This window comes from Arthrobacter sp. Sr24, assembly GCF_054511175.1.
The window spans coordinates 100413-126369 of the sequence record NZ_JBTNDB010000004.1; the positions used below are offsets into that span (position 1 = coordinate 100413).

Below are 25957 nucleotides of genomic sequence, written 5' to 3' on the forward strand. Positions count from 1 at the left end.
TACTCACACGACTTGAGCTTGTAAGCATTGGCCATGCCCAGTTGCTCAGCCAGGAACTCCGCAACCAGCCACGAAGAGCCTAGAGTTCCATAGGAAATACGTCCGGCTAACGGCCCTGTGAACGGGCGGTTAGTTGGACTGCCTACCCAAGCGGCTGAGCTTTTCCGGCGGCGACTAGCTACCGACAGGTTCGGGTAGCCCGACCGAGAACAACGTTACGGATCCTCCGCTGATACGTACCCGGCTAACTCGCCGAGCCCTGCGAGATGCTCTTCGCCTAGGTAATCGACCACAGTGACTCCCAATGAAGTAGCAGATGAAATATTAGCGTGCCTTTCCAGGATTGACGCCTGCCGTCATGAACGGCGGCATAAGGAACGAACGCTACGTTCCACAACCACCATCTCGGAAAGATACGCGGGCAACGCTGGAGCCACGAACCCGCGGAGAATTCTCAATGATCAACCGCTGTTCCAAAGTCTCTCAGGCCTCGTTTTCCAGACCGCCTCAGAATCATGGAATGTGGCGTTGAGTGGACTGTTGTGTTGAGCAGATTGCCTTCGTGGAAACTTTTGTTACGGCAGGGCTCGCCCAGAAATCCGGGGGTCAAGCCCATCGAATTGATGAAACGTGCATAATGCTTTTATGACAGTCCACATCAACACCGAACGCCTTGCCCTGCGCCCATGGGAGGAATCCGACGTCGATTTCGTCTTTGATCTCTACTCCCGCTGGGTGGTTCAGCGCTTCATCGGCACGGAGCCTGCCGTGATGGAAAGTCGCTCTGAAGCGGTGGCTCGAGTCAACCGTTTCATGGAGGTCGGCAATCACCCTGTCCACGGGATCTGGGCTGTAACACGCAAAGAAGACGGTCAGCCCGTCGGAGCGCTACTGCTCAAGCCGATTCCCGCTTCAGGCGAGGAACCACTCCAGCCCTCCGACGACGTCGAAATTGGTTGGCACTTCCATCCGGACCACTGGGGGAGTGGCTTCGCCTCAGAGGCGGCTACGGCTATTCTCGAGCATGCTTTTTCCTCAGGTCTTGAGCAAGTAGTGGCCGTGACGAACCCCGCCAACGAAGCTTCCCAGAGCGTGTGCCGCCGCATTGGCATGGAACACCAAGGCTCTACCAAGAAGTACTACAACGCCCGTTGTGAGCTTTTCGTGATCGATAAGCCAGTGGCAGCGTCGTAGGAGAAGTTGAAAGGGAAAGGAGATGCCCTGGCTAAGCATGTGGCCAGGGCATTTTTGCGTGGCAAGGCTATTTGCGGAAGGGGGGACCGGAAGTAAGAGGGCGAGTCCTCAGTAGTCGCAGGAGACGTGCTGAAACGCCTACCCGGCAATCTTTTTGTTGGCCTTGGCGAGGATTCGCTTTTGGGTTATTGACTTCGCCTATACAACCCTGCCGTCGCGTGAGTTCAATGTAACTTCATACTTGCCCGACTGTGCAGGATTACGCGCCGACCATGCGCGCTGAGTCGTTCTCCGATTCAAGCAATTGGAGCGGCTTGTCATTCGACAGCGCCGCATCGATGGCTCACTGAACACGGTGCCACCATGCATTGCGGTTGTCGGCCAAAGTCTTTTGGTTGATTGTTCAGCGGGAGGAGAAATAGGCAACGATTACGGCCAGGAGAGTTCCCAATGGCGCTTCGCCTGTCAATTGCTGAAGGGATGCCCAGACCCAATCGCCGAACCCATTCAAGTTCATGACATCACCTAACAACGGTCCATGTTGGGTGTCGTTCTATCTTGTCTGACCCCACATTGAGTCAGTCGAACTTACGTGAGCCACCTAGATGTGCAGTCACTGCTCTGTCACGCAGAGTGCCCCTACGCATCGAGCAGAAATGGAGAAAGTTTCTGCCCGCTGACGCACTGAATTCCCACTACAGTGGACAACGACGCCGAACCGAGGAAAGAGTGGCTATGAGTACCGATGCAGACGTGGAATCGCCAAATTCAAGCCAGCACGCCGCTGATGCCCATGACATGATCCGCGTGCAGGGCGCGCGGGTCAACAACCTCAAGAACATCAGCGTTGAAATTCCCAAACGCCGCCTCACGGTGTTCACAGGCGTCTCCGGCTCGGGAAAGAGCTCCTTGGTTTTCGGCACCATCGCCGCAGAGTCGCAGCGGATGATCAATGAAACGTACAGCGCTTTTGTCCAAGGATTCATGCCCACTCTGGCCCGTCCCGACGTCGACCTTCTTGAAGGGTTGACCACGGCCATCTTGGTTGATCAGGAGCGGATGGGCGCCAATCCTCGCTCCACCGTTGGCACAGTCACCGACGCCAACGCCATGCTCCGGATCGTTTTCAGCCGACTAGCACAGCCGCATATTGGTTCACCTCAGGCGTACTCCTTCAATGTCGCCTCGATCTCCGGCGCCGGTGCTGTGACCATCGAGAAGGCGGGGGAGAAGATCAAGGAGCGCCGCAGCTTCTCCATCACCGGCGGAATGTGTCCGCGCTGCGAGGGTATGGGCAAGATCAATGACTTCAACTTAGCTGCCCTGTTCGACGCCGAAAAATCACTGTCCGAGGGTGCCATCACGGTACCCAACTACAGCATGGATGGTTGGTACGGGCGGATCTTTGCTGGCTCCGGGTTCTTCGACATGGACAAGAAACTCGGCAAGTTCAACAAGAAGGAACTCCACGACCTCCTCTACAAGGAACCGGTCAAGATCAAGGTTGAGGGCATCAACCTAACGTATGAGGGCATCATTCCCAAGATGCAAAAGTCCATGCTCAGCAAGGATGTTGACGCCATGCAGCCACACATCCGCGCCTTCGTGGAGCGCGCCGTCGTCTTCACCACTTGCCCCGAGTGTGAAGGCACGCGGCTGGCTGAGCATGCACGCAATTCCAAGATCGACGGCGTGAGCATCGCCGATGCGTGTGCCATGCAAATCAGCGACCTTGCCGCGTGGGTGAGGTCCTTAGATGAGCCCTCGGTGGGGCCGTTGCTGGAATCGCTGGGGGAGTCCCTGGACTCTTTCGTGGCCATCGGACTCGGCTACCTGTCACTGGACAGGCCATCGGGCACCTTGTCCGGCGGGGAGGCTCAGCGGACCAAGATGATCCGCCATCTGGGGTCCTCGCTGACTGACATCACCTACGTTTTTGACGAGCCCACCATTGGACTGCACCCGCACGACATTGCCCGCATGAACCAGCTCCTGCTACAGCTGCGAGACAAAGGCAACACAGTATTGGTGGTTGAGCATAAGCCCGAGGCCATCGCGATTGCCGATCACGTGGTGGATCTGGGTCCCTTGGCTGGCTTCGCCGGCGGCCAGGTTGTCTACGAAGGGTCCATTGAGGGCCTGCGCGCCAGTGGCACCCTGACTGGCAAACATCTGGATGACCGCATGTCACTGAAGGATTCGTTCCGGAAAAACACCTCTGTCCTGGAGGTGCGCGGAGCCAGTGAGAACAACTTGAAGAACATTGACGTCGACATTCCACTGGGCGTGCTGACAGTGATTACGGGCGTGGCCGGTTCCGGCAAGAGTTCGCTGATCCACGGCTCGGTTTCCGGGCGCGATGGCGTGGTCACCGTAGATCAGGGAGCCATCAGGGGGTCTCGTCGTAGTAATCCGGCCACTTATACGGGTCTATTGGAGCCCATCCGCAAGGCTTTCGCAAAGGCCAACGGCGTCAAGCCGGCCCTGTTCAGCGCCAATTCCGAGGGTGCCTGCCCCACCTGCAATGGCGCCGGGGTCATTTACACGGACCTGGGCATGATGGCGGGCGTCTCCACCACCTGTGAGGACTGCGAGGGTCGCCGCTTCCAAGCCGCCGTCCTGGACTACCATTTGGGCGGAAAGAACATCAGCGAGGTGCTGAACATGTCCGTCGATCAGGCGCTGGAGTACTTCCGCGACGGTGAGGCCAAACTGCCTGCCGCGGATAAGATCGTCAGCCGCCTGTCCGACGTCGGACTGGGTTACCTCAAGCTGGGCCAGCCACTGACGACCCTCTCCGGCGGTGAGCGCCAGCGCATCAAACTGGCCACGCACTTGGGGGAGAAGGGCGGCATTTATGTTCTGGACGAACCCACCACGGGCCTGCACCTGGCCGACGTCGAGAAGCTCCTGGGGCTGTTGGACCGGCTAGTCGAGTCGGGGAAATCGGTGATTGTGATTGAACATCACCAGGCCGTGATGGCTCATGCGGACTGGATTATTGATATTGGTCCAGGGGCAGGGCACGACGGCGGCGCGGTAGTTTTCGAGGGAACGCCGGCTGCGCTGGTGGCCTCGAAAGAGACGCTGACAGGCCAGCATTTGGCGGCTTATGTTGACGCCTGATGGACCACTGAGTCATATGCCCCATCCAGAAGGAAACTTCGTCAACTATGAACCGGATGAGAAGTCTCTCGGTGACGCCCTGGCGCCCGGTCAACTGATCATTCGCCAGGCCGTTGTGGCTGATATTCCCCGGATAGTTGAGACCAACGAGCAGTCTGGTCAGGATTCTATGGGCCTTCTACCGCTCGCCGCGGCCATCTCGGATAATTCGCGGCTGGTGGTGGTTGCCTGTGTTGATGGGGTGGTTGTGGGCTGGGCCAAGACCCATTTCTGGGCCCAGGCAGACCAGCTGGCGCCGGCTGGACACTATCTGGGCGGAGTGAGCGTGAAGCCCGAATGGCGGCGGCGGGGGATTGGTAGTGCTTTGACGCAAGCGCGCTTAGCCTGGATCTGGGAGCGCGATTCGGTGGCCTGCTACGTTGTCAATGCGACCAATTTGGCTTCCATAGACCTGCACGCTCAATGGGGTTTCACAATGGTTGAGAGCGCCGCGAAATTTCATACGACGGAGTTCCTCGGTGGCATGGGCCTCCTCATGCGCGCTGCCCGTCCCAGGAAAAGGGACGACGTGACGGGGGCGGAATTAGTAGGGGGAGTGGAGCATCGAAAGCTCGAGCTTCTGCCTTACGACCCGTTCTGGATAGTTCGGTTTGAGAGCGAACGGAACAGGATTGAGTCGGCGCTAGGCGAGCATGTCACTGCCATCCACCACGTTGGTTCAACATCTGTCCCGGGGCTAGCTGCAAAAGACATCATCGATATCCTGGTCACTGTTCCTGACATCACGGACGAGGAGCATTATGTCAAGCAATTGGTTTCGGCCGGTTACGAATTGCGTGTGCGTGAACCTGGGCACCGTCTCCTGAGAACTTCTGCCAGAGACGTACACATCCACGTGAATGAACCCGGTGACCAGGATGCAGTGGACAGGCTGCGGTTTCGCGACCAGCTCCGTCGCAGCGATGATGATCGAGAACTCTACGAATCAACTAAACAACTGTTGCTACGGCGTGACTGGGACGATATGAACGCTTACGCCGACGCCAAGACGGACGTCATCAGGGAAATCTTGTCGCACACTGAGTAGCGCACGCTGAGTAGATTGCTTGCGTTCACTCCATAGAGCAAAACCCCTGAAATCCGGTACTTTCAGAAATACTGACATTGTGCCGATAATCTACATTATGTCAAGTAAAGTGAAACTGGGCCCCGGAAGGGGTCATATTCGGCGTCTCGTGCCTTGGTGTCATGTCGCATCTGAAGTGACGCACCCTAGCCGTGCCGACGATTAGCATTCCGTCCATGGACGATCGTTGGTCGCCGCCGTTGCTGCCCCGCTAACCGTTGGTGCGCAAGCTGTAACCTCTCGCTCGTTAGACTGGCAAGCATGAATCAGATTGTTGCCGAGCCATCCGCTTCGAGTCGCAATGCGGTACTGCATGACGCAGTTCGGCCTGCTTGGACACCAGATGTGATGTCATGGCTGCTGGGTTCACCGCTGTTGGATCGCAAACTCAAAGTCCTCGATCTAGGAGCCGGGACAGGCCTGGGAACCCGTGCAATTGCAACCCTGGGACACTACGTCACCGCGGTTGATACATCTGAGGAAATGCTCTCGGTACTCCGCAAGAGCTGTGAGCAGCTCTTGCCCGCCACTACTAGCCGAATCACCACTGCCCTCGGCTCCGCGGAATCCATTCCTTTGGATGATCGCAGCGTTGACGCCATAACTTGCCTCCAGGCCTGGCACTGGATTGACCCTGAACGCGCGCTGCCTGAATGTGACCGTGTGTTGAGGCAAGGCGGAATGATGAGTATGGCGTGGCATACGTGGGATCGCAGCAGCTATTGGGTAAAGGAACTTGCCGCAATCGTGGAGCCGAGTGGAATTCCGCCGGATCAAACCAGAAGCGTGCCCCGTGAATTTATGGGGCGGGGCGGCTTTGAACGTAAAGATTTTCGCTTTAGTTACGATCTGTCCCTCGACCAGCTCGTTGATCTAACCAATTCCTGGGCTTTCGTCGCCCAGAGATCGGATCAAGGAACCGTGCTGGAACGGATCCGTTTACTGGGCGAACAGGCCATGTCACCGGAAACGGGACTGGTTAGCTTTCCCCACATCACAGCCGCCTTTCGGCTACGCCGGAGCGTCTTGGGATCCAACGTATGAAGAATGCAACTTAGAGTTGACAATTGATTTGCGGGGGAAGCGGTGAGCTGGCTGTAGTTCAGGAGTTACTCCCCCGACATCTTGGCAGGTACGACGGCGGCCATCACCACCGAGATTATCTCCAGTACCGCTCCCCCATCGCTGGCCGTCAGCAGTGCCTCCCCGAGCATGCCCCTCACGTTCGCCGGCACGTTGCCTCGGGGACACTCAGCGACGGGGAAGCTCTCCAGTTATTCTTGGGGCACCCAAATTAGTTGGCACTGCAGCTACGCCCCGGCATCTGACTACTCAGGTGATCCGGCTGATCCGGCGGGTCAGGACTTCGTGTTGGTGATGGTCACTGCCGCCGGGGTGTAGACCACCGTGGCTACGGGAACCACGGCCCCGTAAGTTTTGCTGCTTCATCTCTCGAAGTAGTAAGCGGGCTGTGTCTCTAGTAACCGCTGCCGATCTGCGCCGGAGCGGAAGTGACCTTGGCGCCGTCGGCCCCGCTGACCTACCAAATTCCACCCTTACCCTGGCCAGAATCGTCTCCGGGATTCTTGTCCGCAGCATAGGCGTAGAGGGGCAAACCGTTGAGCGTCACTTGCTGGGCGCCGTTGGCCAACACCGTGCCCAAGACAGTACCGGGAGTATGGAGAACATTGGTGGACGAGGTGGAGTTGGTGCTGCTGCAGGCAGTCAAGAGTGCCAGTGGCATCGCCGGTGCGAGTCCACGTACGAAGATATTGACGGTATTCCAAAGTTTGCTGTGAGATTTCATGAGAAGCTCCCGTGGCGGAGGGAACGTGGCTGGTGGAAGCGGCTCGGTTCCATATCCAGCAAACGGCACAGCGGCACTGGGGATGACCGCCGTCGTACGTTTCTGGCGGCGGGCAATAAGCAGTAGCGAGAACACCAGATTACGGAGCGAACTGAACCGCGGCTGTCTGCACCGTTGACGCGGTCCGGCCCGGCGCCTTCTGGTTGTCCCAATACAGGTTGGTGTGGGCTATGACCAGCTCCGGCGACGGCGCACCCCAGCCGGTGAGGTCTGCTCCCGAATGTGCGTCACTGACCAGCGTCACATCGTAGCCGCGGGCGAAGGCGCCGTGGATCGTGGAGCGGATGCACATATCGGTCTGTGCCCCGGCAACCACCAGTGTGCCAACGCCGTTGCGTTCCAGCACGTCTTCCAGATCGGTGCCTTCGAAGGAGTCTCCGTACATCTTGGGTACCAGCGGCTCAGTTTCCAGCCGGATGAGTTCTGGGACGTACTGCCAGCCCTCGGTATCCGGGACCAGCTCGGCGTCCGAGTGTTGCACCCACACCACAGCAGTTCCTGCTGAACGGGCCTTATCAATGAGGGATGCAATATTGGCAATGATCGCCTCGGAATTGTAGCTCTCGGCCATGACGTCGTTTTGAACATCGATCACTAGCAGCGCCGTATGAGGCCGATTGTTGAGCGTTGTCAACGGGAATCATCTCCTGCGTGGTTGAGTTTCACGTTCCCACAACACACTACGCGGTAGGCCAGCGCAGGTGAACACCTCTGAGATGAACGCACCTGAAACGCACCTGAGAAGAACAGCCGGGCCGATGAATCGCCACTGACTTATGGTGCTACTCCCCCGGCTCCTTTTTAGCGGTGGGCAGTTCCACCATGGAGGACGGATTCCCTGAGGGCTTGCGGCTCATGGGTTTGAGCTCACTGACCAACACGCTGAGCACAATGAGCAAGGCGCCCACCAAGGCCAGACCCGGCAGCCTATCCCCCGCGATGCGTCCGATGACGCCTGCCCACACGGGTTCTCCGGTGTAAATGATGGTGGCTCGTGTGGGGTCCACCGATTTCTGCGCCCAGTTCATGGTCAGTTGGATCAGGCAGCTGGCTAGTCCCAGAGCTACCCCTGCAACCAGCCACACCCAGGAGAACTCGGGAATGGATTCTCCAGTGACGGGCATGGCCAAGAATGAGAGCACGCTGCACACTAGCAATTGCACTACTGTGACACGGCCTAAATTGACCTTTGGCGCAAAGAGGCTGATCAGCACGATCTCACCTGCAATGGCAACGGTGCTGACCAGAGTCACCACCTCGCCCGTGCCCAAGCCGACCTTAAAGGCATCCGGACCAGCCAACATCACCAGTCCGGCAAACGCCAGACCCGCCCCGATGAACGCCATGGCGTGCGGCCGTTTCCGGAACACCGCCCATTGCAAAAATGGCACTATTGGAACGAAAAGGGCTGTCAAAAACGCCGAGGTACTGCTGCTGATAGTTTGTAGGCCCACGGTTTGAAGACCGTAACCGAAGAAGATCATGACACCGATAGCGGCTCCGGCGCCCAGATCTGCCCGGCTCATCCCCCTCAAAACGCGCCGGAATATCAAGCACGCAACCAGGGTTGCAATGGCGAAGCGGAGCCCCACAAAGAACATGGGACCGCTGTACTTCATGGCTAAGTGGATCACCAGATAGGTGCCACCCCATACCGCCGTGATGGCCAGCAGCGCCAATTCAGGCTTGCTGAGCGAAAGGGCGTGGGGTCGACGCGCGGTGGGAACCATTCTGCCCATCTTAAGGCACGCAGGTGAGTCCCGGCGTCGTGCTTAAGGAAGGCACTGGCGTCCTGATTACCGAGTCCCAAGGAGCGGATGTGGTGGGCGTATTCTTCGGCAGCTTTCTGCGCCTGACGCGGGATGGGATCCTCATGCGCAGAGACGAAGGTGCCGTGCCGGCCGCGGGTCTCGATGGCGCGGATGAGTTCAAGTATGCGATACGTCCGGGCCACGGTATTGGGTGCCACTCCGAGATCAGCGGCGAGTTTGCGGACGGTGGGCAAGCGCGTTTCCGGCTTGAGCTCACCCTCGCTGATGAGTGCGAGGACTTGACTCCGGATTTGTTCGTACGGGTGGAACGGCTGAACTGGATCGACGCTCAGCATGGCTAACGTTCGCCGCTCATGGTGGCTTCGGTATCTGCCAGAATTTCTGGCCATAACCGGTACCGAAATAACTGTGGGAGCTGCCATAAACGAACATCATGAGAACGCTCAGGAATCCCCAAAAGACGATTAACTGGACAAGATTGATCCCCGCAGTGACGGCAGAACTGGGGACCATAGTCTGGTTCACGCCGAGGACTCCGGCTGCCAGAGCTAACCACGCAACACTCGCCGTCAGCAGATGAAGCTTTCTGAAAATATCAGCTCGGATGGCGTCGTCCTACGCGAGCTCCCAGCAGCGCTAGCACCGTGCGCTTAACCCGCCGGGTGGGATTCGCCGTGGAGGTGAGCCCGTCCGCCGTCGTGATTGAGGATGCTGAGGATTTCCACAGGCGCTTCATGGGCACAGATGGCGTGCGGAACCATGGTGGAGAATTCCGCAACCTCGCCCGGGTGCACCAGGATGGTCCGCTCCCCCAGCTCTAGCCTGACTATGCCGGTGAGTACGGTGAACCAGTCGCGGCCTGGGTGGACGCCGAGCCGCTGCGGACGGTCGGGGGTGATCCGGAGCTTGGCGACCGTTTTGCCGTACAAGCCATCATCACTGGAGAGGATCCAGGTTGTCAGGCCCTGTGACTGCCCGGGTTGCGGGCGAATCACCACGTCCGCATCGCCGTGTGATTCCACCAGCGCATCCAAAGTAGTGTCCAAAGCCCGGCTGATCGGTATGAGCTGGTCCAATGCAATCCGGCGGTGACCCGTTTCGATCCGACTCAGAGTGGAGGTGCTGAGTCCACAGCGGGCGGCAAGGCTGTCCAGGGACCAGCCGCGAGCTGCGCGGAGGCTGCGGATTCGTTGGCGGATCACTGAGTCAACATCGGTTTCTTGCGTCATGCGCAAAAGTCTATGCCTCTAACGAATCCAAAAGCTACCGTAGAAGCATGACTAACCACGAACGTCACCATTCCCCCGCCAACGCCAACGCTGGTCATTCTCATCAGGGAGCCGAGGGCCATGTTCAGACTGGCCATGGGCATAGGGGCCATGACCACTCAGGGCATAAACACTCGCACGCGAACCCTGCCGAGTTAGCGCAGATGCTGGATCTTGACGCACACATCCTGGGCTCCTACCTCGATGAGGCAACGGCGTGGGCGGCAGAACTCTCCGTCAATGCGCCGGCGGCCATTGTTGACGTAGGTGCCGGGTCCGGCGTCGGCTCCCTCGCTCTGGCCCGCAGATTCCCCACCGCCCATGTAACCGCGGTGGATATGTCGGAGCAAATGCTTCAGACGACCCTCTCAGCGGCCACCGCGCACGGACTTGATGGGCGCATTTCAGGTGTCCAGGCTGATTTGAATGAGGGGTGGCCTGCGAGCGCAACGGCGGATCTCATATGGGCCTCATCCTCCCTCCATGAACTGGCCAATCCGGAGCGAACCATGGTGGAAATGTTCTCCCACCTGAGCCTGGGTGGTCTGCTGATGGTTATTGAGATGGATAGCCTCCCCACCTTCCTCCCGGCGGGTGCAGCAGAAGGCGAAGAGACAGAGTCCGGCTTGGAGTCACGGCTGCACGCGGCCTTGGCAAGTAGCGGCTGGAATCAGTATCCCGAGTGGACAGTAGGGCTTGAGCGTGCCGGTTTTGTGGTTGAACGCCGCCACTTCCCTACTACGGGCAGCGTCACCCAAGAGCTAGCGGCCCGTTACGGGCGCATCTTCCTCAGCAAAATGCGTGGGGCGCTCGCTGACTCGGCTGCTCCTGCTGACTTAGCCGCTCTTGATGTTTTGTTGGGCGATGGGCCTGGGTCCTTAGAGCGCCGCGGTGACTTGGTGGTTCGTGGGCACAGGACGGCGTGGGCGGCGAAGAAACAAGCATCTTAGCGCAGGGCCTCCCCTAGCTCGGATCGGCTTGCTAGTCTCACATCATGATGACAATCATTTGGGCGCCGGGAGACTTGATCATTGCGAGCAACGAAGGCGTCGATGTGCGCCTGGCCGGGGTCGCCATTACTCCGGACGTCCCTTTCTACCTAGACCAGGTCCCCGGTGAGCGTGGCATCCGAGTGAATCTAGCTAGCGTCACAAGTCGAGAGACGATCGTATTGGGTGCCGCCTATATGCAGGCGCTAGAAGCGTGGCACGAGGAAATTAAGGCTCAAGGGCAAGAAAATGTCGGCCGCCCGCCCGTCATGCCGGGAGATGTTGTACTTAGCGCCGTGAAGCCTGTCATCACCGACAACCACGACACTGATTACCGCCTAGTGGCTGGCCGGGTGGCGGGGTCCGTTAGTGAGTGGGACGCTTCTTGGGTCTTTATGCCGGAACCACCCTCTGGAGTCAATCACTTGACTATCGAGTTCACAGTTAACGACGAACCCACCGGCAAAAGTTGCCGGGTGCAACTCCACTAACAGTCCCTTGCGGGAGCCCTAGCGGTGTTCGCCATCTAAAAGCCGGTGCCCAGTAGGCTGGGCTCATGACGCGTTCCTCCCCCTCCATGAACCCTGACATTTTACTAGCCGGCCCTCGTGGACGGCGGCTGTGCCTGGAAATTGCCGGCCTTGCCGCCGAAGTCCCAGAAGTCGCAGAAGCCACCGAGGCCGCCGAAGCATCCGCAGCGAGTGCTTATACTTCGACAGCCTTCTATGCCGCTCACTCCATGGCTCCGGAAAGTGGGAGATCCAGCGTCCTCTTTGGCCCCGGTGCAAACGTACCGCCGCCACGGCCCACGGCTGACGATGCCGCTAAACTCCTGGACGCTGTTCCCCTACCCGTGCTCACCCAGGAATTACTGCTCTCCGCACTCGCCGCCACGGTGAACTCGGCCCGTTACTGGCAGGAGCCCGACGGTGACGACGCACTGGCTGCGAGCGCTACCATGCGCCGCGCGCTGCATCGCTTCGCCGAACACTTACTGGCATCTCCGCTCACGAACTGGTGGATGGCTCCCCTGGATCCAACGGCTCAGTGGGAGGTCACCTTCTTTGACGATGAGCCCCGCCCGCCCCTTGAGTTGACGAACGCCGCGGACACACTTGCACAGTGGCGCCCGGACACTATCGCGGAGGAAACCCGTGCCAGCAAAGAGCGTCCCGCCGACCCCGCCGCGAATTGGGGTGGGCAGTGGTGGTCCATGCCGCCGGCAGCCCTGACCCATAGCACCCGCACAATGCAGGGGCACGGTCCCGTTGGGTTGTGGCTGGTAGAAGACGGGTTCGGTCAGCAGGAGGCCATCGCAGCAAAGCTCGAGATCGCTCCGGGCGTGCGGGTGTTTGAGATCGAATCTCCTGAGGCCTGGGCCCAGCTGTGCCGCGAGCATTCTCTGGAGGTCACGGCCTCCAAGCGCCACGATTGGTACCGGACCACCGGGCGTCATGGCAAGTGGCTGATCCCGGACTGGGCCCTACTGAAAGAAAAGTACGACGCCGTTCACCTCACCATGGGTGCCTACTTGAGCACCGCTGGCCGTGCCATTCCCGTCGATGCAGAGTTTTCCACTGTCTTGGCAGGCTGGGATCCTGATGCCACTTTTTGGCTCAATGACCTGACAACTCATCCCTCAAGCCCGCTGGCAACGGGCGCGCCGGATTCGAAACCGCAACGATGGTTGCAGAGAACAGAAGGCCACGAATGGGTGATGTCCACGGATGCCCTTGCATCCCTACGGCGAGGCAAGACTCATCCCGGCATCGCCCAGTGGGCTCTTGCGGGGGTAAGTCGTAGTGCCGGCTACAGGGTTTCCTCCGTAACCGGGTTGCTAGGAACAGGTGCCGATGTCTGGGAGCGTGCGTCAGAAGATGTGTTGCATTGGGCCGTCAAAACCCAGAGTGGGTTCACCGTCAATACCGCTGATCCCGTCACTGAAGGTCAGTACGTTCAGGTGACCGCTGGCCTATGGGGCATTAAGGTCATTGAACCAGTGGAAGTGGTGGCCGTGGTGAAAGCCCCGGAACGAGTGGGCTTCTCGTACCGAACACTCCCCGGCCATCCGGTGAGTGGTGAGGAAGCGTTCATCGTGCACCGTGACGGCTCAGGTGCTGGTGATCAGTTTTTCCTGACCATTCGCTCACTCACCCGTGCTGCGCCCCAACAGCCATGGAGGACGCTCTTTCCTCTTCTGATGGTGGTTCAAAGGTTAGTCCGGCGCCGTTATCTGCGAGCGCTGCGCTGAATCCACCGACGAGTCAGTCAAATACAAGTTAGAAGATATATTCGAACCGACTATTTCTCTGATTATTCCGGGCGCGCGTTCGCCGTACCCTTATTTGCCAACTCGCAGTGGCGAGGCAACGGCCAGCCCGTCGGCAAGGGCCCTCAAATCAGGGAAGAAGCTGCGGCAGATGAGGCAAAGAGGACTCAGACGGGTGGCAATCCGGCGACCCGTCCGGCGTCGACCGCCGCTACCCCATGCCCGGGGAGCCCCGCAGTAGGGTTGGCTGGCAGAGTGCGGGGTGGCTGCGAAGCTGTAGCCGTGGCGCGGCAGCCAGTTCCCCTGGAGCCAGCTGATCAAAATGAACATGCGCCTACCCGGCCAATGGCGGAGGGCAGGCTGGCTGCGTTGCCAGCGGTGAAGGCCCTGCTGCGGAAAAGGACCCGGCAATGCCAGCTACCTGGTTCAGCCCCAACGCCAAGCCACGCTGGCTACTCCGAACGCATCCGTGATGATGGGGTTGGAGTTGGCCATCAGCATTGCCCGACCAATACTTTGCAAGATGCGCATAACAATCAACCAGAGGACTGCCAGAACACCTTCCTGCCAGGTGATGACTACCAGCACGGCTGTGACCACCATGTAACCCATGATCAGCCAGAGCAGCAGACTCGTGTTCCCTGCTGCCAGCGGGTTGATGCCCACACCGCGGAAAATATCTGGCAGGGCGATCCACTTGTAGCTCGGTTTGGCTAGGTTCCGGGTTCGTCGCTCTCACCGCTCGTTCGCACCTTGCACTGTGACTCGGGAGCTAAAAATCGGCTGCGAATTATGAACAGCCACTGCTCACGGTCATCCTGCCGGTGACGATGCCCCCACAAGCTATGGTTTTGTCATGGCTATCAAACCCTGCAACGACACCTCCGCCGCGCAATGGATCACTTCCTCGAAGCTACCATGGGACCAATTGGTAGCTTTTGGCCCTGAAGGATTCGATCACCACGCACGGTTACGGTTCATTCCCGATCCCACCCACCCCGGTCAGCAGGAAGGCGATGCTGGCACTGGGGATCAAAGTCTTAGCGAAACTGAAAAGTTGAGCAGGGTGCTGGATATCCTGCGTCACCATACACAGACGCCAGATCAACTTTTCATCGCGCACTGGGACGGCTACGGCTTTGAGATGCCAGCAGCACGCTTTGAGGTCCCCCATCGGGACTACTTTCTCTACAGTGCAACCTCCGCAGACACTTGCACAGGCGAGGGAGCTTGGGAGGCCAATCGGGAAGATCAAGCTCCACGTCAGCAGTGGATGCCAGCACCAGCTTTCGTATGGCCTGCCGACCACGCTTGGTGCGTGGCCCACGATGTAGACCCGCACTGGGCAGGCATCGGCGCCAGCGCTGAAGCCATCAAGGAACTATTGGCAGAAACGCGGCTGGATCTGGTCATCGCCAATCCGGCTGACCCGCAGCCTGCTTACTACTGAGCGGCTCCTGAGCAGCTACAGCGGTAGCACTGGACTTGCGGTACAAACGATTTAAGGACGCCCAGAGATGATGTTTGGCAAGACACCCGTGTCACACGTTGGAGTGGACCCTTTCAACCCGCCCAATCCAGAGGTGTGGCCAGCAACTCTGGCACCTGTCCAACAGATTCTGCGCGACGGTCTAGATCTAGGCCGTGTCACCGTCTTCGTGGGTGAGAATGGCTCCGGAAAATCAACGTTGGTCGAGGGAATTGCCATGGCCTATGGCGTGAATTCCGAGGGCGGTTCTACTGGAGCCATGCACCATAGCCGATCCACCGAGTCCGATCTCCACTCCGGGTTGAAGCTCACCCGTAACCCCGGATCCAGCAAATATGGCTATTTTCTCCGTGCTGAAACCATGCATGGATTCTTCAGTTATCTTGAAGACAACCCTTCCATGGGTATTCCGGACAGCAATTATCACGCCATGTCCCACGGTGAATCGTTCCTGGAATTGATTGTGAACCGTTTTCGCGGCGGCGGCCTCTGGATCCTCGATGAGCCCGAATCAGCACTGTCCTTCTCCGGTTGCCTATCGCTACTCAGTGTCCTGACGCAATTGGTCGACGGCGGCGACTCTCAAGTGATCCTCTCCACGCACTCCCCCATGCTGGCATCGTTGCCGGGAGCTGATATCTACGAGGTCGGTCCGTGGGGGTTGCGCCCCAACGAGTGGGAAGATCTTGAACTGGTGCGTAGCTGGCGATCTTTTATGGACGCACCGCAACGGTTCTTGAAATACATTTAGCCCTCAAGTGAAGCTAGCCATCGTAGGCAGCCTGAAGTTCAGCGATCACAAGCTTCCTCATGGTCATCACCGTTCCAAGTTCCCCCGGGCCCGCATTACCGGACCGGGAGGACTCCACGATCCGGGAATTGGGGAACGGGCTCACGTAGAAGTTAACGGCATCGGCTCCGGTAAGGCTCCGCCGGAGCCGATGCTCTTGCGTCAGCCCAGGTAAGGCTCCACAAGTTCGGCATAACGTGACTTCACCGTGTCAATAACCTCAGCAAAGGGCAGGTTCCAGATGTCCTCGTTGAAGATTTCTACCTCAACCACGCCGTTGTATCCTGCCTCGGCAACCCACGCTCCGATGGAGGCGAAGTCAATGACGCCGTCGCCCATGAATCCTCGGGACAACAGTGCATCGGCGGCGATGGGCAGATTGAAATCGCACACCTGGTAGGAAGCAATCCGTCCCTCGGCACCCGCGCGGGCGATTTGCTCCTGCAGGGACGGATCCCACCACACATGGAAGGTGTCCACCACCACGCCGACGGCCTCAATCGGGTGCGGGGCAGCCAAATCCAGCGCCTGGCCAAGCGTCGAAAGCACCGCGCGGTCCGCGGCGTACATAGGGTGCAGCGGTTCCAGCACCAACCGCACTCCGTGTTCCAGCGCAAAAGGAACCAACTCGGCCAGCCGGTCAGCGACTCGCTGGCGGGCCAGCGTAATGTCCTTGCCACCAGCGACGGAGGTTGACTCGCCTCCCCCATCGACGGCACCGGGTGAGACGCTGAAATCGGGAAGTCCGCCCACCACCATGATGATTTCGGTCGTGCCAAGAGCCTTGGCTTCTAGGATCGCGGCTTTATTATCTTCCAGGGCAGCAGCTTGGCCGGCCGGATCAGCAGCGGTCAAGAAGCCGCCACGGCACAGGCTGGAGACCTGCAAACCGGAGGCCTTAACCATCTCAACGGCCTTCTCGAGGCCAACCTCAGCGACCTTGTCCCGCCACAGACCAATGTGTTTCAAACCCGCAGCAACGCTCAGGTCCAAGGCTTCGGCTAGGGAAGCTTTTTTGATGGTGGCCGTATTGATGGACAACTTCTCAAAGCTGCTCATGCGCTGGCACCTTCGCGAACATCTGCTGCCTGCGTGACAGCGGAGTTGACGCCACACGCGTTCAGGAATCCGGCCATACGTGTGGCAGCAAGCTCCGGGTTGAGCAACAGGCCGGCCGTGTTGGCCAGCCGGAAGAGCTTGACCAAATGGTTGACATCGCGGCCGGAATGCAGGCCGCCAATCATCTGGAAACCTGCTTGGTAACCATTGAGCCAGGCCAGAAACGCGATGCCAGTCTTGTAGAAGTACGTGGGCGCTTCGAAGATGTGCAGACCCAGATCCCGTGTGGAATCCAGGATGGCACGCGCTTCGGCGGGACGGCCGGCGTCGTACTCCTGCAAGGCTGTTGAGGCCGCCGGGGCGATCGCTGCAAAGATGCCAAGGAGCGCATCCGAGTAATGTTCGCCGTCGCCGTCAATGAGCTCGGGGTAGTTGAAATCGTCCCCTGTGTACAGGCGCACACCCTCCGGCAGCGAGGCCCGGAGCGCAACTTCATGTCCGGCGTCGAGCAGTGAAACCTTCACGCCGTCCACTTTGTCTGCATGCTTTTCAATGAGCTGGCCGAACGTGGCAGTGGCGGCAGTAATGTTCTCACTGCCCCAATACCCGGCCAGTGATGGATCAAACATGGTGCCAAGCCAGTGCAGAACCACCGGTTCCTTAACCTCGTTCAGCAACGTGCCATACAGCGCCAAGTAATCTTCGGGCCCACTGGCAACCTTGGCCAGCGCGCGCGATGCCATGATGATGACCTTGGCGCCTGAGGATTCCACCACGGCGATCTGTTCACGGTAGGCAGCCAAAACTGCAGCTAGCCCAGCTTCCCCAGGCTCGACGTCGGCCGGATCCAGTTGGTCTGTGCCGGCACCACAGGCGAGCAGATCGCGCACGGTGCGTTCCGGCGTCGCAATTTTTGTGGCCTCGGCAGCTGAGCGGTTGATCAGTTCCTGGGTGGCGTCCCAGTCCAGGCCCATGCCGCGCTGCGCGGTGTCCATGGCGTCGGCGATGCCCACGCCCCAGCTCCACAACTCGCGGCGGAAGGCCAGGGTGGCGTCCCAATCAATGTCAGCAGGGGCACCGGGAACGTTGTTACCCAGCACCTTGGGGGTGACATGCGCGGCAGCGTAAACCTTACGCGAGGTGATGAGGTCGGTGGGCTTGCGCCACGGTCCCGTTGCATTCAGCGTGAGTGTTTCTAGCTCCCCACCAGGTAACGGAAGGGTGATTGAAAGAGTCATGGTTAGAGCTCGATTTCCGGGATGTCCAAGGTGCGGCGCTCGGCGGAGGACTGCAAGCCCAGCTCAGCCAACTGCACGCCACGAGCTGCGGACAGCAGACCAAAGCGGTGCTCGCGGCCGGCGATGACATCGCGCAGGAATTCTTCCCACTGGAGTTTGAAGCCGTTATCCAAGTCAGCGTTGGCCGGGACTTCCTGCCACTGTGCGCGGAAGGATTCGGTGACGGGCAGATCCGGGTTCCAGACAGGCTTGGGTGTGTGTGCGCGCTGCTGTGCCACGCACTTGTTCAAGCCGGCAACGGCTGAACCATGGGTGCCATCGATCTGGAATTCCACCAGCTCATCGCGGTATACGCGGACGGCCCATGAGGAGTTGATCTGGCCAATGACCTGATCTCCGGCGGGGGTTTCCAATTCGAAGATGCCGTAAGCGGCGTCGTCGGCCGTTGCCTTGTACTCTTTGCCAGCCTCATCCCAGCGCGCCGGGATGTGCGTAGCGGTCTTGGCGTTAACGGACTTGACCTTGCCGATAATGCCTTCCAGTACGTAGTTCCAGTGGCAGAACATATCGGTAGTCATGCCACCGCCATCTTCCTTGCGGTAGTTCCAGGAGGGGCGCTGGGCGCTCTGGTGATCGCCTTCAAAGACCCAGTAGCCGAACTCGCCACGGATGGAGAGGATGCGGCCGAAGAAACCTTCCTCAACCAAACGGCGCAGTTTGACCAAGCCGGGTAGGTACAGCTTGTCGTGCACAACCCCAGCGGTGATTCCGGCGTCCTTGCCGATCTGGGCCAGTTCGATGGCCTCTTCGAGTGTTTCAGCCGTGGGCTTCTCGGTGAAGATGTGCTTGCCGTTGGCCATGGCCTTCTTCAAAGTGGCAGCACGCAGGCTGGTCATGGACGCATCAAAGACGACGTCGACCGTGGGGTCAGCGATGACGGCATCCAAATCGGTGGACCAATGCTCAACGTCATGAAGTTCTGCCAGCTCGCGAACCTTGGCCTCGTTGCGGCCAATCAGGATGGGTTCGATCGCCACCTTGGTACCGTCTTCGAGCGTCAGGCCGCTCTCGCGCAGGGGCAGGATGGAGCGCAGCAGGTGCTGGCGGTAGCCCATGCGTCCGGTGATGCCATTCATGGCAATACGGATGACACGCTGCTTGCTGCCAGACTCCGCGCTGGTGGCGTTGTCTATAGCTGTCGCCTCGGCAGTTGCCTGCTCGGTTGTCTGCTCAGTTGATGCGGTGAGGGTCATGGGGTGCTCCTGAGGGGTGTTGTTGGTCTGTACTGGTGGGGCCGCGCGGTAACTCTAGAGGAAAGCGCTTTCCGGTCTGCGGCTAATCTATCATTGGGTTGAGTGGTTCACAAGACCACCCAACTTTCGCCACGCCAGTTGCGCCACACCAGCGAGTCATATCTGGTCAAGTTTCTTTCGCCCCGTCAACATATTCACGAAGAGGGATCCGCTGTGCCCGTCAACCTCACCGAAGTGGCCCGCCATGCTGGCGTGTCGCTAGCCACTGCCTCACGCGTATTGAACGGTTCGGCGCGCAGCCCTGCCCCGGATATTAGTGAAAGAGTGAGGGCCTCTGCAGAAGAACTGGGCTATGTAGCTAATGCCCAAGCCCAAGCACTAGCTCGTTCCACCACCGGCTTGGTGGGGTTGGTAGTTCATGACATTGCCGATCCATACTTCTCGGCCATCGCTCATGGTGTTCAGGAGATGGCACTCAAGTCACGTCGACAAGTTCTATTGGCAGGCACTGATCTTGGCGGCGAAGATGGCACGCCTCGAAGCGCAGAGCTGGCAGCTGTCAAGGCGTTTATCTCCTACCGCACAGATGCCATCATTTTGGCCACGTCCCGTTTCCTGGAGGAAGATCCGCTCTTGGCCAAGAGTTTGGAGCGTTACATCGAGAACGGTGGCAGGGTGGTCACCTTGGGTGCAACATCCATCCCTGAGGCGAGGGTCCTGACCATTGGGAACTTTGACGGCGCTCACGACCTTGTGGCTGCTTTGCTGGCCTGTGGCCTCACCCGCTTTGCCATTCTCTCCGGTCCTCACGAACGCAATACCGCCCGGTCACGTGTTGCAGGATTCATGGCCGCTCTAGCTGAAAGCTCCCTCGAACCGTTGGCCGTTGTAGCTGGGCCCTTTACTAGCCGCGGCGGTTTCGATGCCACCCTTGAGTGCCTCGATACATTGAAAATCACCACCGGCCAGAATGCGGATGAGTCCCCCCTGTGCATCCTTGCGGCAAATGACGTCATGGCACTTGGCGCCATGACAGCGCTCCGCTCCCGGGGACTGCGGATTCCCGAAGACGTTCAGGTAGCCGGCTTCGATGACATTCCAACCCTCCGGGATCACTCCCCCGGATTGAGCACTTACCGGTTGCCGCTTGAAGAAATGGGGCGCCTCGCAGCACAGCTGGCTTTGGACCCTGATACTCAGCCTCAAGCGACAGTTACCGGAACCGTAATGTTGCGTGAAAGTGCCGGAAAGCCCGCCGTTGTTTTAGATGGGGCATAATCACACCATGAGCACAGAAGAGATCCCTGGACAGGTCATGAGCAATGACGAAGCGTGGCGCTTCCTTGAGCACACTCGATTCGGCAGGTTGGCCTTGAGTGTGGGTAACCAGCCAGATATTTTCCCCATTAACTACCTGGCCCATGACGGAAAACTCCTCATGCGCACCAACCCAGGTACCAAGTTGGCCGAGCTAACCGTCAACGACTCGGTGGCGTTTGAGATTGACGGACTCGCCGAGAGCGAAGCCTGGAGCGTGGTACTTAAGGGCACCGCGCGAGTCTTGGAATCGCAAACGGAAATTGATGCCGTTAGTGAGCTTCCCCTTGCCCCGTGGCTGCAGACATTGAAGTACACATTTGTGGAAATCATCCCGAGCAGCGTTCGCGGTTTCCGTTTTCAGTTGGGCACGGAACCCGAACGGTACTGAGCCTGATATCCGGTGAGCCTGATTCTGGGTGAGTCCGAATGGCGTGCCAGCTAGGCCGCGTCTGGGAGTCCTAAATGCGGATTCATGCGTGCTGTTTCAATGGCCCTCAGAGTCCAGATCTCGTCGTCTTCCTGATCGTAAGGCGTCGGTGCGGGAGGTTCAGGAAGATTGTCTGGGTCCCATGTCTCTTCGTTGTCGACTGCTTGGGCGAGGTTGCTAGCGACCGCTTCGGCCACAGCTAGCGAAAAGGCCCGAGCCAGCTCTCTTTCTTGCCGTTGGTCTACGTCCATGCTGTTCTCGAGCTCTTTGGGTTCCTTGCCAGCCATGGACCGCTCGATGAGCTGCTTCAACCACTTCGGGTAGGCCGGCGCCTGGGTCTCTTGGACTTCAGGAGGATAAGACCGGCCGGACGGTGAGGTCCAGGAAACCCTGCCATTGGCCTCCATGTGCGGAGTCCAGCCACGGAGACGCACACCTTGGCGTTCGGGTTCATCAATGCAGCGTCGCCTTCCGTGCCGGTCCTTGTCATCCTTGAAGTGTTTGAGTAGATGGTGACGGCCACACAAGCTCTCAAGGTTGTTGTAGATCGACCTGCCCCCAGTTTCGAAGCTCTTGATATGGTCCACATCGCAGCTAATGGCTTTAACCAAGCACCCCGGGAACTGACAGTATTCATCCCTGATGCGCAGCATCGTCCGCATGGCTGAGCTGATTCGGTAGCGGTCCGGTGCAATGTCCAAGGGTTCATTGCTGATGGGATCGACTAGCAGTCGGAGCATACTGGTGGCTTGAGAGGTAAGGCGTTTGGCAACTTCCATACTGATGGGCCCCGATCCCTCTATCCATGCCGGCTCATTGGTCATACCAAGAAGTGAAAGGGCAGGAATCAGCACGATGGGAGTGACCTGCGGTAACGGTGGCCATGAACCTTTGTCGTTGGAAGATGCTGCGGACGCATTAGTCCCCTGATAGCTCTCCTCGGTGCCAGTACTCGCGCCAGAATCTGCACTGGAGCCAGTACGGACGGGGGTTAATGGAGGTATTTGGGCTGTGGAGTTCCACTCAGGAAAGTTCCGAGGATCTGGTTCCTTAGAGTCTGGGTGGTTGTAGTTGGCATCATCAAAATGTGGGATCTGCCAGGGACTGAACTTAGCTGCACAGCGGTTCGGGTCTGGGAAGAGTCCTTCGCCGCGGGGATCCGGCGCTGATTTGAGGTACCAAGGATCCTACCCGTTTGTAACCTGCCCACTTTCACCCTGCGCACTTTGATAGGGGACGCTACCTCCCTGATCTCTGAGGGAGGAATCATTCTGGGCGGGTGTTGGAGGGGCCGTCCCGGCAGGGGCTGGGCTGTGAATTCCGTTCTGTTCCATGCTTTGGCGCAGGAGTAGTGCCGCTGCAATGTCTGCGCGCAATTGCGTTTGGGTCCGCTCTTCATGGGGTCCGCGGGCAGCCTGAGCTGTGAAGTTGCATTGATCCCAAATGGCTTCGATGGTGGGCGCTGGAGCATAGAGGCTGAGCCAGGACATGCCGTCCTGGCCTCGTGAGACGCGCATATTTCTGTCAGCGTAGGCATGTCGTGTACGCGCCGTAATTGTTTCCGGGTAGCTGCGTTCACGTAATCTGCGGGCAGTGGAGCGAAAGCTTGGAAGCGTCCTAGTGGCAGCATGCTCAAGCAGCGTCTGTTCAAAGGCGTCAATAGTAGCTTGGGAGATTCGTGCCGAACGCAGCAGCGCTGTTTCCTCGGCGATGACCACTGCATGATCCCAGCACAATTCCCCTGCCGAGAGAACCTCCATGGTGGCCGGTAGGAACCGAACCAGCGTCACTGAATGATCGATTAGCCTCCAAGCGTAGCCCTCACCAACGTGCAGAATCAGGGCCAGTTCGGAGGTAATCTGCGCCAAAGCGCCGTTTTTCTGCCACGCACCAAGAGATAACAGCCCGCCTTCTATGACAGAGGCTGAATCCATGCGCTCAACCATGATGGCAACGTGGGCGGCGCACTTGTTTTGATGCCGGCGTAGGGATGCGACTGCCTCGCCACAGTCGTCCATCAGCGTCCGTATGCCCGCCAGCTGCGAGGGGCGTTGTGGGCCGGAACTCTCCGGAAGGGGCAGCGCTGGCAATCCCACGAGAGATGCAATGTCAGAGGCAAGGGGTTCAATGGTGGGAAGAGTAAGCCCATCAATCAATTCCGCCACACGAGCTGTGGTGGATAGATTCTCCCGATCCATCGGGAACCCAAATGAATTGCCCATACCACAATTTTAGATCACATGTATGGTAGGTGCAATAGAAAGAGAAAATCTCACGAAACTAAATTCTAGTCAATCCGCATGCTGGCGACGTGACAGCGAAAAGCCGGCTGCCGCCGTCGTACTTGAAAGAAGTACGCCAACGGCAGCCGGGATAGAGATGTGCGGCGATAGTCGCTTAGAAGTGGATTAACAGTGACCTACCAACGATGCGCCACATCAATCACGATTCGCGAGGTGTTCCCCGGTCCGTCTAGGGCAAACACCCTGAACGGGAGCCGTGCGCGGACTCCCAACGCCATGGTGGTGCTGCCCTCAAAGCTGCCTGCCATGGCCAGCTGACGGAAGGTGGTGTATCCGGCAGTGTTAATGAGCTCATTACGGTTGGCTGGCGTGTAGCTGGATGCGCCAGAGTCTGTATAGGCGGGGGCCCACACTGTGACCTGGAGATCGGCAGCACCACGAACCGGAACGGACTGTCCACTACCCGGACGCGCAACCACGGAAACGTATTGGACAAAATAGCCATTGGCATGGCCATTGATGTCGATCACCATACGGTCAAAGCACGCGTGCTGCCCGGCTCGGACATTAGCTACCGTGGCGCTGGAACCAACCCCGGCAGTCTTCGTCAGCGAACCCCACGTGATCCCACAATAGGGCGCTGCTTGCGCCGGTGCCGGCGCGACGAGAATGAATGCCGCCAGTAACCCCACAATTGCCAGCCATGCCTTGATGAACTTCATGGGAAACACCCTCTTTAACAGTGAGAACTTACCCAGGTTTGGGTACTTTCACGTTAGGCCGTAGCGAGCGCAATGGAAGCTGTTAGACCAGAAGATCCACTGAACTGTTATGTCCGCCAGCAGGGGCGCGGGGAATCGTTATCCAGGTCTCCTTAGATGCTGCTTCGTGACGCACGGCAGTAGGCCGATGACAATCACCCCGATGGCACCTCGATGGCACGAAAGCGCAGGCAGCCCGTGCCACCGGGATCTCATGGCAGGCGTTGGTGTCCAGGCACTACTCGCTTACGAAACCGCGGGTGATGTTGAACATCGTCCTGGACCTGGACACTGACAGTGCAACGGCCTGGAGCGGCTCGCTCGTGGTGATCGTGGGTCTGGGTGGATTCTTGGCGTACCTGGTGCTGTCCGGAATGCTCGCCAAACGCCTGAGTGTCCATGACATTCTGGTGGACGGCGCATCTCGGGAGCGGGCCCAATTTGGGTGACTACGTAGGGGCCAGCAACGCGACGTCGCCTAACCCAGATCCTGGGCTACGCGGCCGTATATCGGCAGAGACAACTTGGCCCTTGACCTGCGCCGGTAATGGGCCTGAAATGGAGTAAGGGCAGATGCAGGTGGCTACGGTACCGGGAGGTCGATGGGAATGCTGTTCCTCGTTCTTGCAGTCCTCGTCGCTCTCACCACGGCGGTCACAGTGGCGCTTGCAGGATCGCGCCGGCAGCGACAAGACGATCCCGATGCGGCGTTCTGGTACGCGTTCACGGGCCTGTGCGTTTTGGCCCCAATGATTCTGATCCCGGCCATGACTAACCGCGCACTCTCGTGCGCACTGCTCGTGCTGGCAGCTGTTACCGCCATCGCCGCTCACCTCGGGTGCCGCAGGCATGCCGACCTTGTGGCAGCCAACAGGCACCAAACCGAGCTGGCTGCGGCGCTTGATCAGGTATCGCGCCGCCACCTCGCTTTGATGACGCAATGGAGCCGCTACGAGCTGGACCCGGGTGCCGCCATCGACTTCCCCACGATGAGCGATGTCAGAGTTCCTGAAACATCGGCACTGATCCGGGCCGTGACGGCCGCCAACCGGCTGCAGCCAGTTTCCAGTGCCAAGAATGCCCGGAGCACCTCAAACGATGACTCCGGGTATTCCCTCATGACGGACGACGGCGTAGCCACCTACCAGCATGCCGTCGCTGAACTTGAACTGGCACTTCAGACGGCAGAAGCGGCGGCTCGTCGCTACCAGGGTGGCTGGTGACCACGGGGCTGATGGTGCTGTTACTGAACCACGAGCACGGGAACTGGGGAGTGTTTCACTACAGCTGAACTGACAGATCCCAGCAAGAGTCCCATCAAGCCACTGTGGCCGCGTCGACCCACCACGAGCATCCGCGCACCTTGGGCCGCCGATGTCAGTCCGTTCGCCGCCGACCCGTGTACAAGCTTGGCGGAAACGGAAGGAGGGACTTCATCTCCAAAAGCCTGAAAAAGTGCGTCGCTCAGAACTTTGCGAGCTCCTTCCTCGAATTCGCCAATACCCAAGGCTGCGTAGCTGGCATGTTTGGTGGGCATTTCCCAAACAGCAATGGCCTCGACCACGCCACCTAGCTCCTCCGCCAAACGCGCGCCTTCTTTGAGTGCATTCACCGAGGATGCTGAGCCGTCAACACCGACAACAATACGAACCTCTGGCATAGCTTGCGTCACGTCTATCTCCTTAGACTTGCGGGCTTTTCCCGATACATTATTCTCCCGCAGATTAGTCCAACGAGGTAGTTGACGCGGCCTTATGAAGGGCCAG

The 25957-nt window shown here is 58.9% G+C and carries 27 protein-coding genes; 14 read left to right on the plus strand and 13 right to left on the minus strand.

All coding sequences use genetic code 11. The annotated features are described in order from the left end of the window. Positions 1-645 precede the first annotated feature (645 nt). The 5 genes from ACX80D_RS04540 to ACX80D_RS04560 all read left to right on the plus strand — a co-directional run bounded on the left by ACX80D_RS04540 (position 646) and on the right by ACX80D_RS04560 (position 6847). Entirely contained in the window at positions 646-1194 is a 549-nt protein-coding gene (locus ACX80D_RS04540) for a GNAT family N-acetyltransferase (RefSeq protein ID WP_459321443.1), read from the plus strand. Positions 1195-1929: 735 nt separating this feature from the next. Further along, positions 1930-4320, plus strand: a complete 2391-nt coding sequence (locus tag ACX80D_RS04545; RefSeq protein ID WP_459321444.1) for an ATP-binding cassette domain-containing protein — start codon at positions 1930-1932, stop codon at positions 4318-4320. A 16-nt stretch (positions 4321-4336) separates the two neighbouring features. Then, positions 4337-5407 carry a GNAT family N-acetyltransferase gene (locus tag ACX80D_RS04550; RefSeq protein ID WP_459321445.1) on the plus strand — a complete coding sequence of 357 codons (1071 nt, stop codon included), beginning with the start codon at positions 4337-4339 and terminating at the stop codon, positions 5405-5407. A gap of 300 nt (positions 5408-5707) precedes the next feature. Continuing rightward, positions 5708-6490 (plus strand): class I SAM-dependent methyltransferase, encoded by a 783-nt coding sequence (locus tag ACX80D_RS04555; RefSeq protein ID WP_459321446.1) that lies wholly within the window; start codon positions 5708-5710, stop codon positions 6488-6490. 81 nt (positions 6491-6571) lie between these two features. Beyond that, positions 6572-6847 carry a hypothetical protein gene (locus ACX80D_RS04560; RefSeq protein WP_459321447.1) on the plus strand — a complete coding sequence of 92 codons (276 nt, stop codon included), beginning with the start codon at positions 6572-6574 and terminating at the stop codon, positions 6845-6847. A 139-nt stretch (positions 6848-6986) separates the two neighbouring features. Here ACX80D_RS04560 and ACX80D_RS04565 read toward each other — a convergent pair whose 3' ends face one another. The 5 genes from ACX80D_RS04565 to ACX80D_RS04585 form a co-directional block, all read right to left on the minus strand. Further along, entirely contained in the window at positions 6987-7253 is a 267-nt protein-coding gene (locus ACX80D_RS04565; protein ID WP_459321448.1) for a hypothetical protein, read from the minus strand. 139 nt (positions 7254-7392) lie between these two features. Then, positions 7393-7947, minus strand: a complete 555-nt coding sequence (locus ACX80D_RS04570; RefSeq protein ID WP_459321449.1) for a cysteine hydrolase family protein — start codon at positions 7945-7947, stop codon at positions 7393-7395. A 148-nt stretch (positions 7948-8095) separates the two neighbouring features. Next, positions 8096-9043, minus strand: coding sequence for a DMT family transporter (locus ACX80D_RS04575; RefSeq protein WP_459321450.1), 948 nt, complete (start codon positions 9041-9043; stop codon positions 8096-8098). Beyond that, a complete protein-coding gene (locus tag ACX80D_RS04580) occupies positions 8944-9507 on the minus strand; it encodes a GntR family transcriptional regulator (RefSeq protein ID WP_459321451.1) in 564 nt (187 codons plus the stop codon). Before ACX80D_RS04580 ends, ACX80D_RS04575 begins: the two co-directional genes overlap by 100 nt. A 228-nt stretch (positions 9508-9735) precedes the next feature. Continuing rightward, a complete protein-coding gene (locus ACX80D_RS04585) occupies positions 9736-10314 on the minus strand; it encodes a helix-turn-helix domain-containing protein (RefSeq protein WP_459321452.1) in 579 nt (192 codons plus the stop codon). Positions 10315-10361: 47 nt separating this feature from the next. Between ACX80D_RS04585 and ACX80D_RS04590 the strand changes: the two genes are divergently transcribed. The 3 genes from ACX80D_RS04590 (at position 10362) to ACX80D_RS04600 (ending at position 13593) form a co-directional block, all read left to right on the plus strand. Then, positions 10362-11303, plus strand: coding sequence for a class I SAM-dependent methyltransferase (locus ACX80D_RS04590; RefSeq protein ID WP_459321453.1), 942 nt, complete (start codon positions 10362-10364; stop codon positions 11301-11303). A gap of 44 nt (positions 11304-11347) precedes the next feature. Continuing rightward, positions 11348-11833: a hypothetical protein gene (locus ACX80D_RS04595; RefSeq protein ID WP_459321454.1), complete on the plus strand. Its 486-nt coding sequence runs from the start codon at positions 11348-11350 to the stop codon at positions 11831-11833. Positions 11834-11898: 65 nt separating this feature from the next. Continuing rightward, the gene (locus ACX80D_RS04600; RefSeq protein ID WP_459321455.1) at positions 11899-13593 is read left to right on the plus strand and encodes a DUF1990 family protein; all 1695 of its coding nucleotides are present in this window, start codon (positions 11899-11901) and stop codon (positions 13591-13593) included. Positions 13594-14037: 444 nt separating this feature from the next. Here ACX80D_RS04600 and ACX80D_RS04605 read toward each other — a convergent pair whose 3' ends face one another. After that, positions 14038-14277, minus strand: coding sequence for a hypothetical protein (locus tag ACX80D_RS04605; RefSeq protein WP_459321456.1), 240 nt, complete (start codon positions 14275-14277; stop codon positions 14038-14040). Positions 14278-14467: 190 nt separating this feature from the next. On the opposite strand from ACX80D_RS04605, the gene ACX80D_RS04610 reads away from it, so the two are divergent. Next, the gene (locus ACX80D_RS04610; protein WP_459321457.1) at positions 14468-15061 is read left to right on the plus strand and encodes a hypothetical protein; all 594 of its coding nucleotides are present in this window, start codon (positions 14468-14470) and stop codon (positions 15059-15061) included. A gap of 67 nt (positions 15062-15128) precedes the next feature. Continuing rightward, positions 15129-15851, plus strand: coding sequence for an AAA family ATPase (locus ACX80D_RS04615; RefSeq protein ID WP_459321458.1), 723 nt, complete (start codon positions 15129-15131; stop codon positions 15849-15851). 201 nt (positions 15852-16052) lie between these two features. Here ACX80D_RS04615 and ACX80D_RS04620 read toward each other — a convergent pair whose 3' ends face one another. The 3 genes from ACX80D_RS04620 to ACX80D_RS04630 are packed head-to-tail and all read right to left on the minus strand — an operon-like array spanning position 16053 to position 19323. Beyond that, on the minus strand, positions 16053-16949 hold the full coding sequence (locus ACX80D_RS04620; RefSeq protein ID WP_459321459.1) for a sugar phosphate isomerase/epimerase family protein: 897 nt from the start codon (positions 16947-16949) through the stop codon (positions 16053-16055). Next, the gene (locus ACX80D_RS04625) at positions 16946-18187 is read right to left on the minus strand and encodes a dihydrodipicolinate synthase family protein (protein WP_459321460.1); all 1242 of its coding nucleotides are present in this window, start codon (positions 18185-18187) and stop codon (positions 16946-16948) included. The genes ACX80D_RS04620 and ACX80D_RS04625 overlap by 4 nt, the downstream gene beginning before the upstream one ends. Before the next feature lie 2 nt (positions 18188-18189). Then, positions 18190-19323, minus strand: a complete 1134-nt coding sequence (locus ACX80D_RS04630; protein WP_459321540.1) for a Gfo/Idh/MocA family protein — start codon at positions 19321-19323, stop codon at positions 18190-18192. Positions 19324-19542: 219 nt separating this feature from the next. On the opposite strand from ACX80D_RS04630, the gene ACX80D_RS04635 reads away from it, so the two are divergent. Both ACX80D_RS04635 and ACX80D_RS04640 read left to right on the plus strand, forming a co-directional pair. After that, positions 19543-20718 (plus strand): LacI family DNA-binding transcriptional regulator, encoded by a 1176-nt coding sequence (locus ACX80D_RS04635; protein ID WP_459321461.1) that lies wholly within the window; start codon positions 19543-19545, stop codon positions 20716-20718. A 7-nt stretch (positions 20719-20725) separates the two neighbouring features. Further along, complete coding sequence (locus ACX80D_RS04640; RefSeq protein WP_459321462.1) at positions 20726-21148, plus strand: pyridoxamine 5'-phosphate oxidase family protein; 423 nt, start codon at positions 20726-20728, stop codon at positions 21146-21148. A gap of 50 nt (positions 21149-21198) precedes the next feature. Here the strand turns inward: ACX80D_RS04640 and ACX80D_RS04645 are convergent, their stop codons facing one another. From ACX80D_RS04645 to ACX80D_RS04655, 3 genes are all read right to left on the minus strand, one after another. Further along, entirely contained in the window at positions 21199-22011 is an 813-nt protein-coding gene (locus ACX80D_RS04645) for an HNH endonuclease signature motif containing protein (protein ID WP_459321463.1), read from the minus strand. Between the two features lie 363 nt (positions 22012-22374). Continuing rightward, positions 22375-23409 carry a DUF222 domain-containing protein gene (locus ACX80D_RS04650; protein WP_459321464.1) on the minus strand — a complete coding sequence of 345 codons (1035 nt, stop codon included), beginning with the start codon at positions 23407-23409 and terminating at the stop codon, positions 22375-22377. 197 nt (positions 23410-23606) lie between these two features. After that, positions 23607-24152: an AMIN-like domain-containing (lipo)protein gene (locus tag ACX80D_RS04655; RefSeq protein WP_459321465.1), complete on the minus strand. Its 546-nt coding sequence runs from the start codon at positions 24150-24152 to the stop codon at positions 23607-23609. A 299-nt stretch (positions 24153-24451) separates the two neighbouring features. Between ACX80D_RS04655 and ACX80D_RS04660 the strand changes: the two genes are divergently transcribed. Both ACX80D_RS04660 and ACX80D_RS04665 read left to right on the plus strand, forming a co-directional pair. Continuing rightward, positions 24452-24640 (plus strand): hypothetical protein, encoded by a 189-nt coding sequence (locus ACX80D_RS04660; protein ID WP_459321466.1) that lies wholly within the window; start codon positions 24452-24454, stop codon positions 24638-24640. Between the two features lie 159 nt (positions 24641-24799). Further along, positions 24800-25414, plus strand: coding sequence for a hypothetical protein (locus ACX80D_RS04665; RefSeq protein ID WP_459321467.1), 615 nt, complete (start codon positions 24800-24802; stop codon positions 25412-25414). 20 nt (positions 25415-25434) lie between these two features. On the opposite strand, the gene ACX80D_RS04670 is transcribed toward ACX80D_RS04665, so the two are convergent. Beyond that, positions 25435-25863 carry a universal stress protein gene (locus ACX80D_RS04670; protein ID WP_459321468.1) on the minus strand — a complete coding sequence of 143 codons (429 nt, stop codon included), beginning with the start codon at positions 25861-25863 and terminating at the stop codon, positions 25435-25437. Between the last annotated feature and the right edge of the window lie 94 nt (positions 25864-25957).

Coding starts and splice junctions, on each gene's coding strand:
- ACX80D_RS04565 (WP_459321448.1), bottom strand. CDS start 7,253: ATGAAATCTCACAGCAAACTTTGGAATACCGTCAATATCTTCGTACGT.
- ACX80D_RS04545 (WP_459321444.1), top strand. CDS start 1,930: ATGAGTACCGATGCAGACGTGGAATCGCCAAATTCAAGCCAGCACGCC.
- ACX80D_RS04580 (WP_459321451.1), bottom strand. CDS start 9,507: ATGGCAGCTCCCACAGTTATTTCGGTACCGGTTATGGCCAGAAATTCT.
- ACX80D_RS04600 (WP_459321455.1), top strand. CDS start 11,899: ATGACGCGTTCCTCCCCCTCCATGAACCCTGACATTTTACTAGCCGGC.
- ACX80D_RS04620 (WP_459321459.1), bottom strand. CDS start 16,949: ATGAGCAGCTTTGAGAAGTTGTCCATCAATACGGCCACCATCAAAAAA.
- ACX80D_RS04650 (WP_459321464.1), bottom strand. CDS start 23,409: ATGGGCAATTCATTTGGGTTCCCGATGGATCGGGAGAATCTATCCACC.
- ACX80D_RS04585 (WP_459321452.1), bottom strand. CDS start 10,314: ATGACGCAAGAAACCGATGTTGACTCAGTGATCCGCCAACGAATCCGC.
- ACX80D_RS04540 (WP_459321443.1), top strand. CDS start 646: ATGACAGTCCACATCAACACCGAACGCCTTGCCCTGCGCCCATGGGAG.
- ACX80D_RS04615 (WP_459321458.1), top strand. CDS start 15,129: ATGATGTTTGGCAAGACACCCGTGTCACACGTTGGAGTGGACCCTTTC.
- ACX80D_RS04640 (WP_459321462.1), top strand. CDS start 20,726: ATGAGCACAGAAGAGATCCCTGGACAGGTCATGAGCAATGACGAAGCG.
- ACX80D_RS04625 (WP_459321460.1), bottom strand. CDS start 18,187: ATGACTCTTTCAATCACCCTTCCGTTACCTGGTGGGGAGCTAGAAACA.
- ACX80D_RS04630 (WP_459321540.1), bottom strand. CDS start 19,323: ATGAATGGCATCACCGGACGCATGGGCTACCGCCAGCACCTGCTGCGC.
- ACX80D_RS04555 (WP_459321446.1), top strand. CDS start 5,708: ATGAATCAGATTGTTGCCGAGCCATCCGCTTCGAGTCGCAATGCGGTA.
- ACX80D_RS04595 (WP_459321454.1), top strand. CDS start 11,348: ATGATGACAATCATTTGGGCGCCGGGAGACTTGATCATTGCGAGCAAC.
- ACX80D_RS04575 (WP_459321450.1), bottom strand. CDS start 9,043: ATGGTTCCCACCGCGCGTCGACCCCACGCCCTTTCGCTCAGCAAGCCT.
- ACX80D_RS04645 (WP_459321463.1), bottom strand. CDS start 22,011: ATGACCAATGAGCCGGCATGGATAGAGGGATCGGGGCCCATCAGTATG.
- ACX80D_RS04590 (WP_459321453.1), top strand. CDS start 10,362: ATGACTAACCACGAACGTCACCATTCCCCCGCCAACGCCAACGCTGGT.
- ACX80D_RS04610 (WP_459321457.1), top strand. CDS start 14,468: ATGGCTATCAAACCCTGCAACGACACCTCCGCCGCGCAATGGATCACT.
- ACX80D_RS04655 (WP_459321465.1), bottom strand. CDS start 24,152: ATGAAGTTCATCAAGGCATGGCTGGCAATTGTGGGGTTACTGGCGGCA.
- ACX80D_RS04665 (WP_459321467.1), top strand. CDS start 24,800: ATGCTGTTCCTCGTTCTTGCAGTCCTCGTCGCTCTCACCACGGCGGTC.
- ACX80D_RS04550 (WP_459321445.1), top strand. CDS start 4,337: ATGCCCCATCCAGAAGGAAACTTCGTCAACTATGAACCGGATGAGAAG.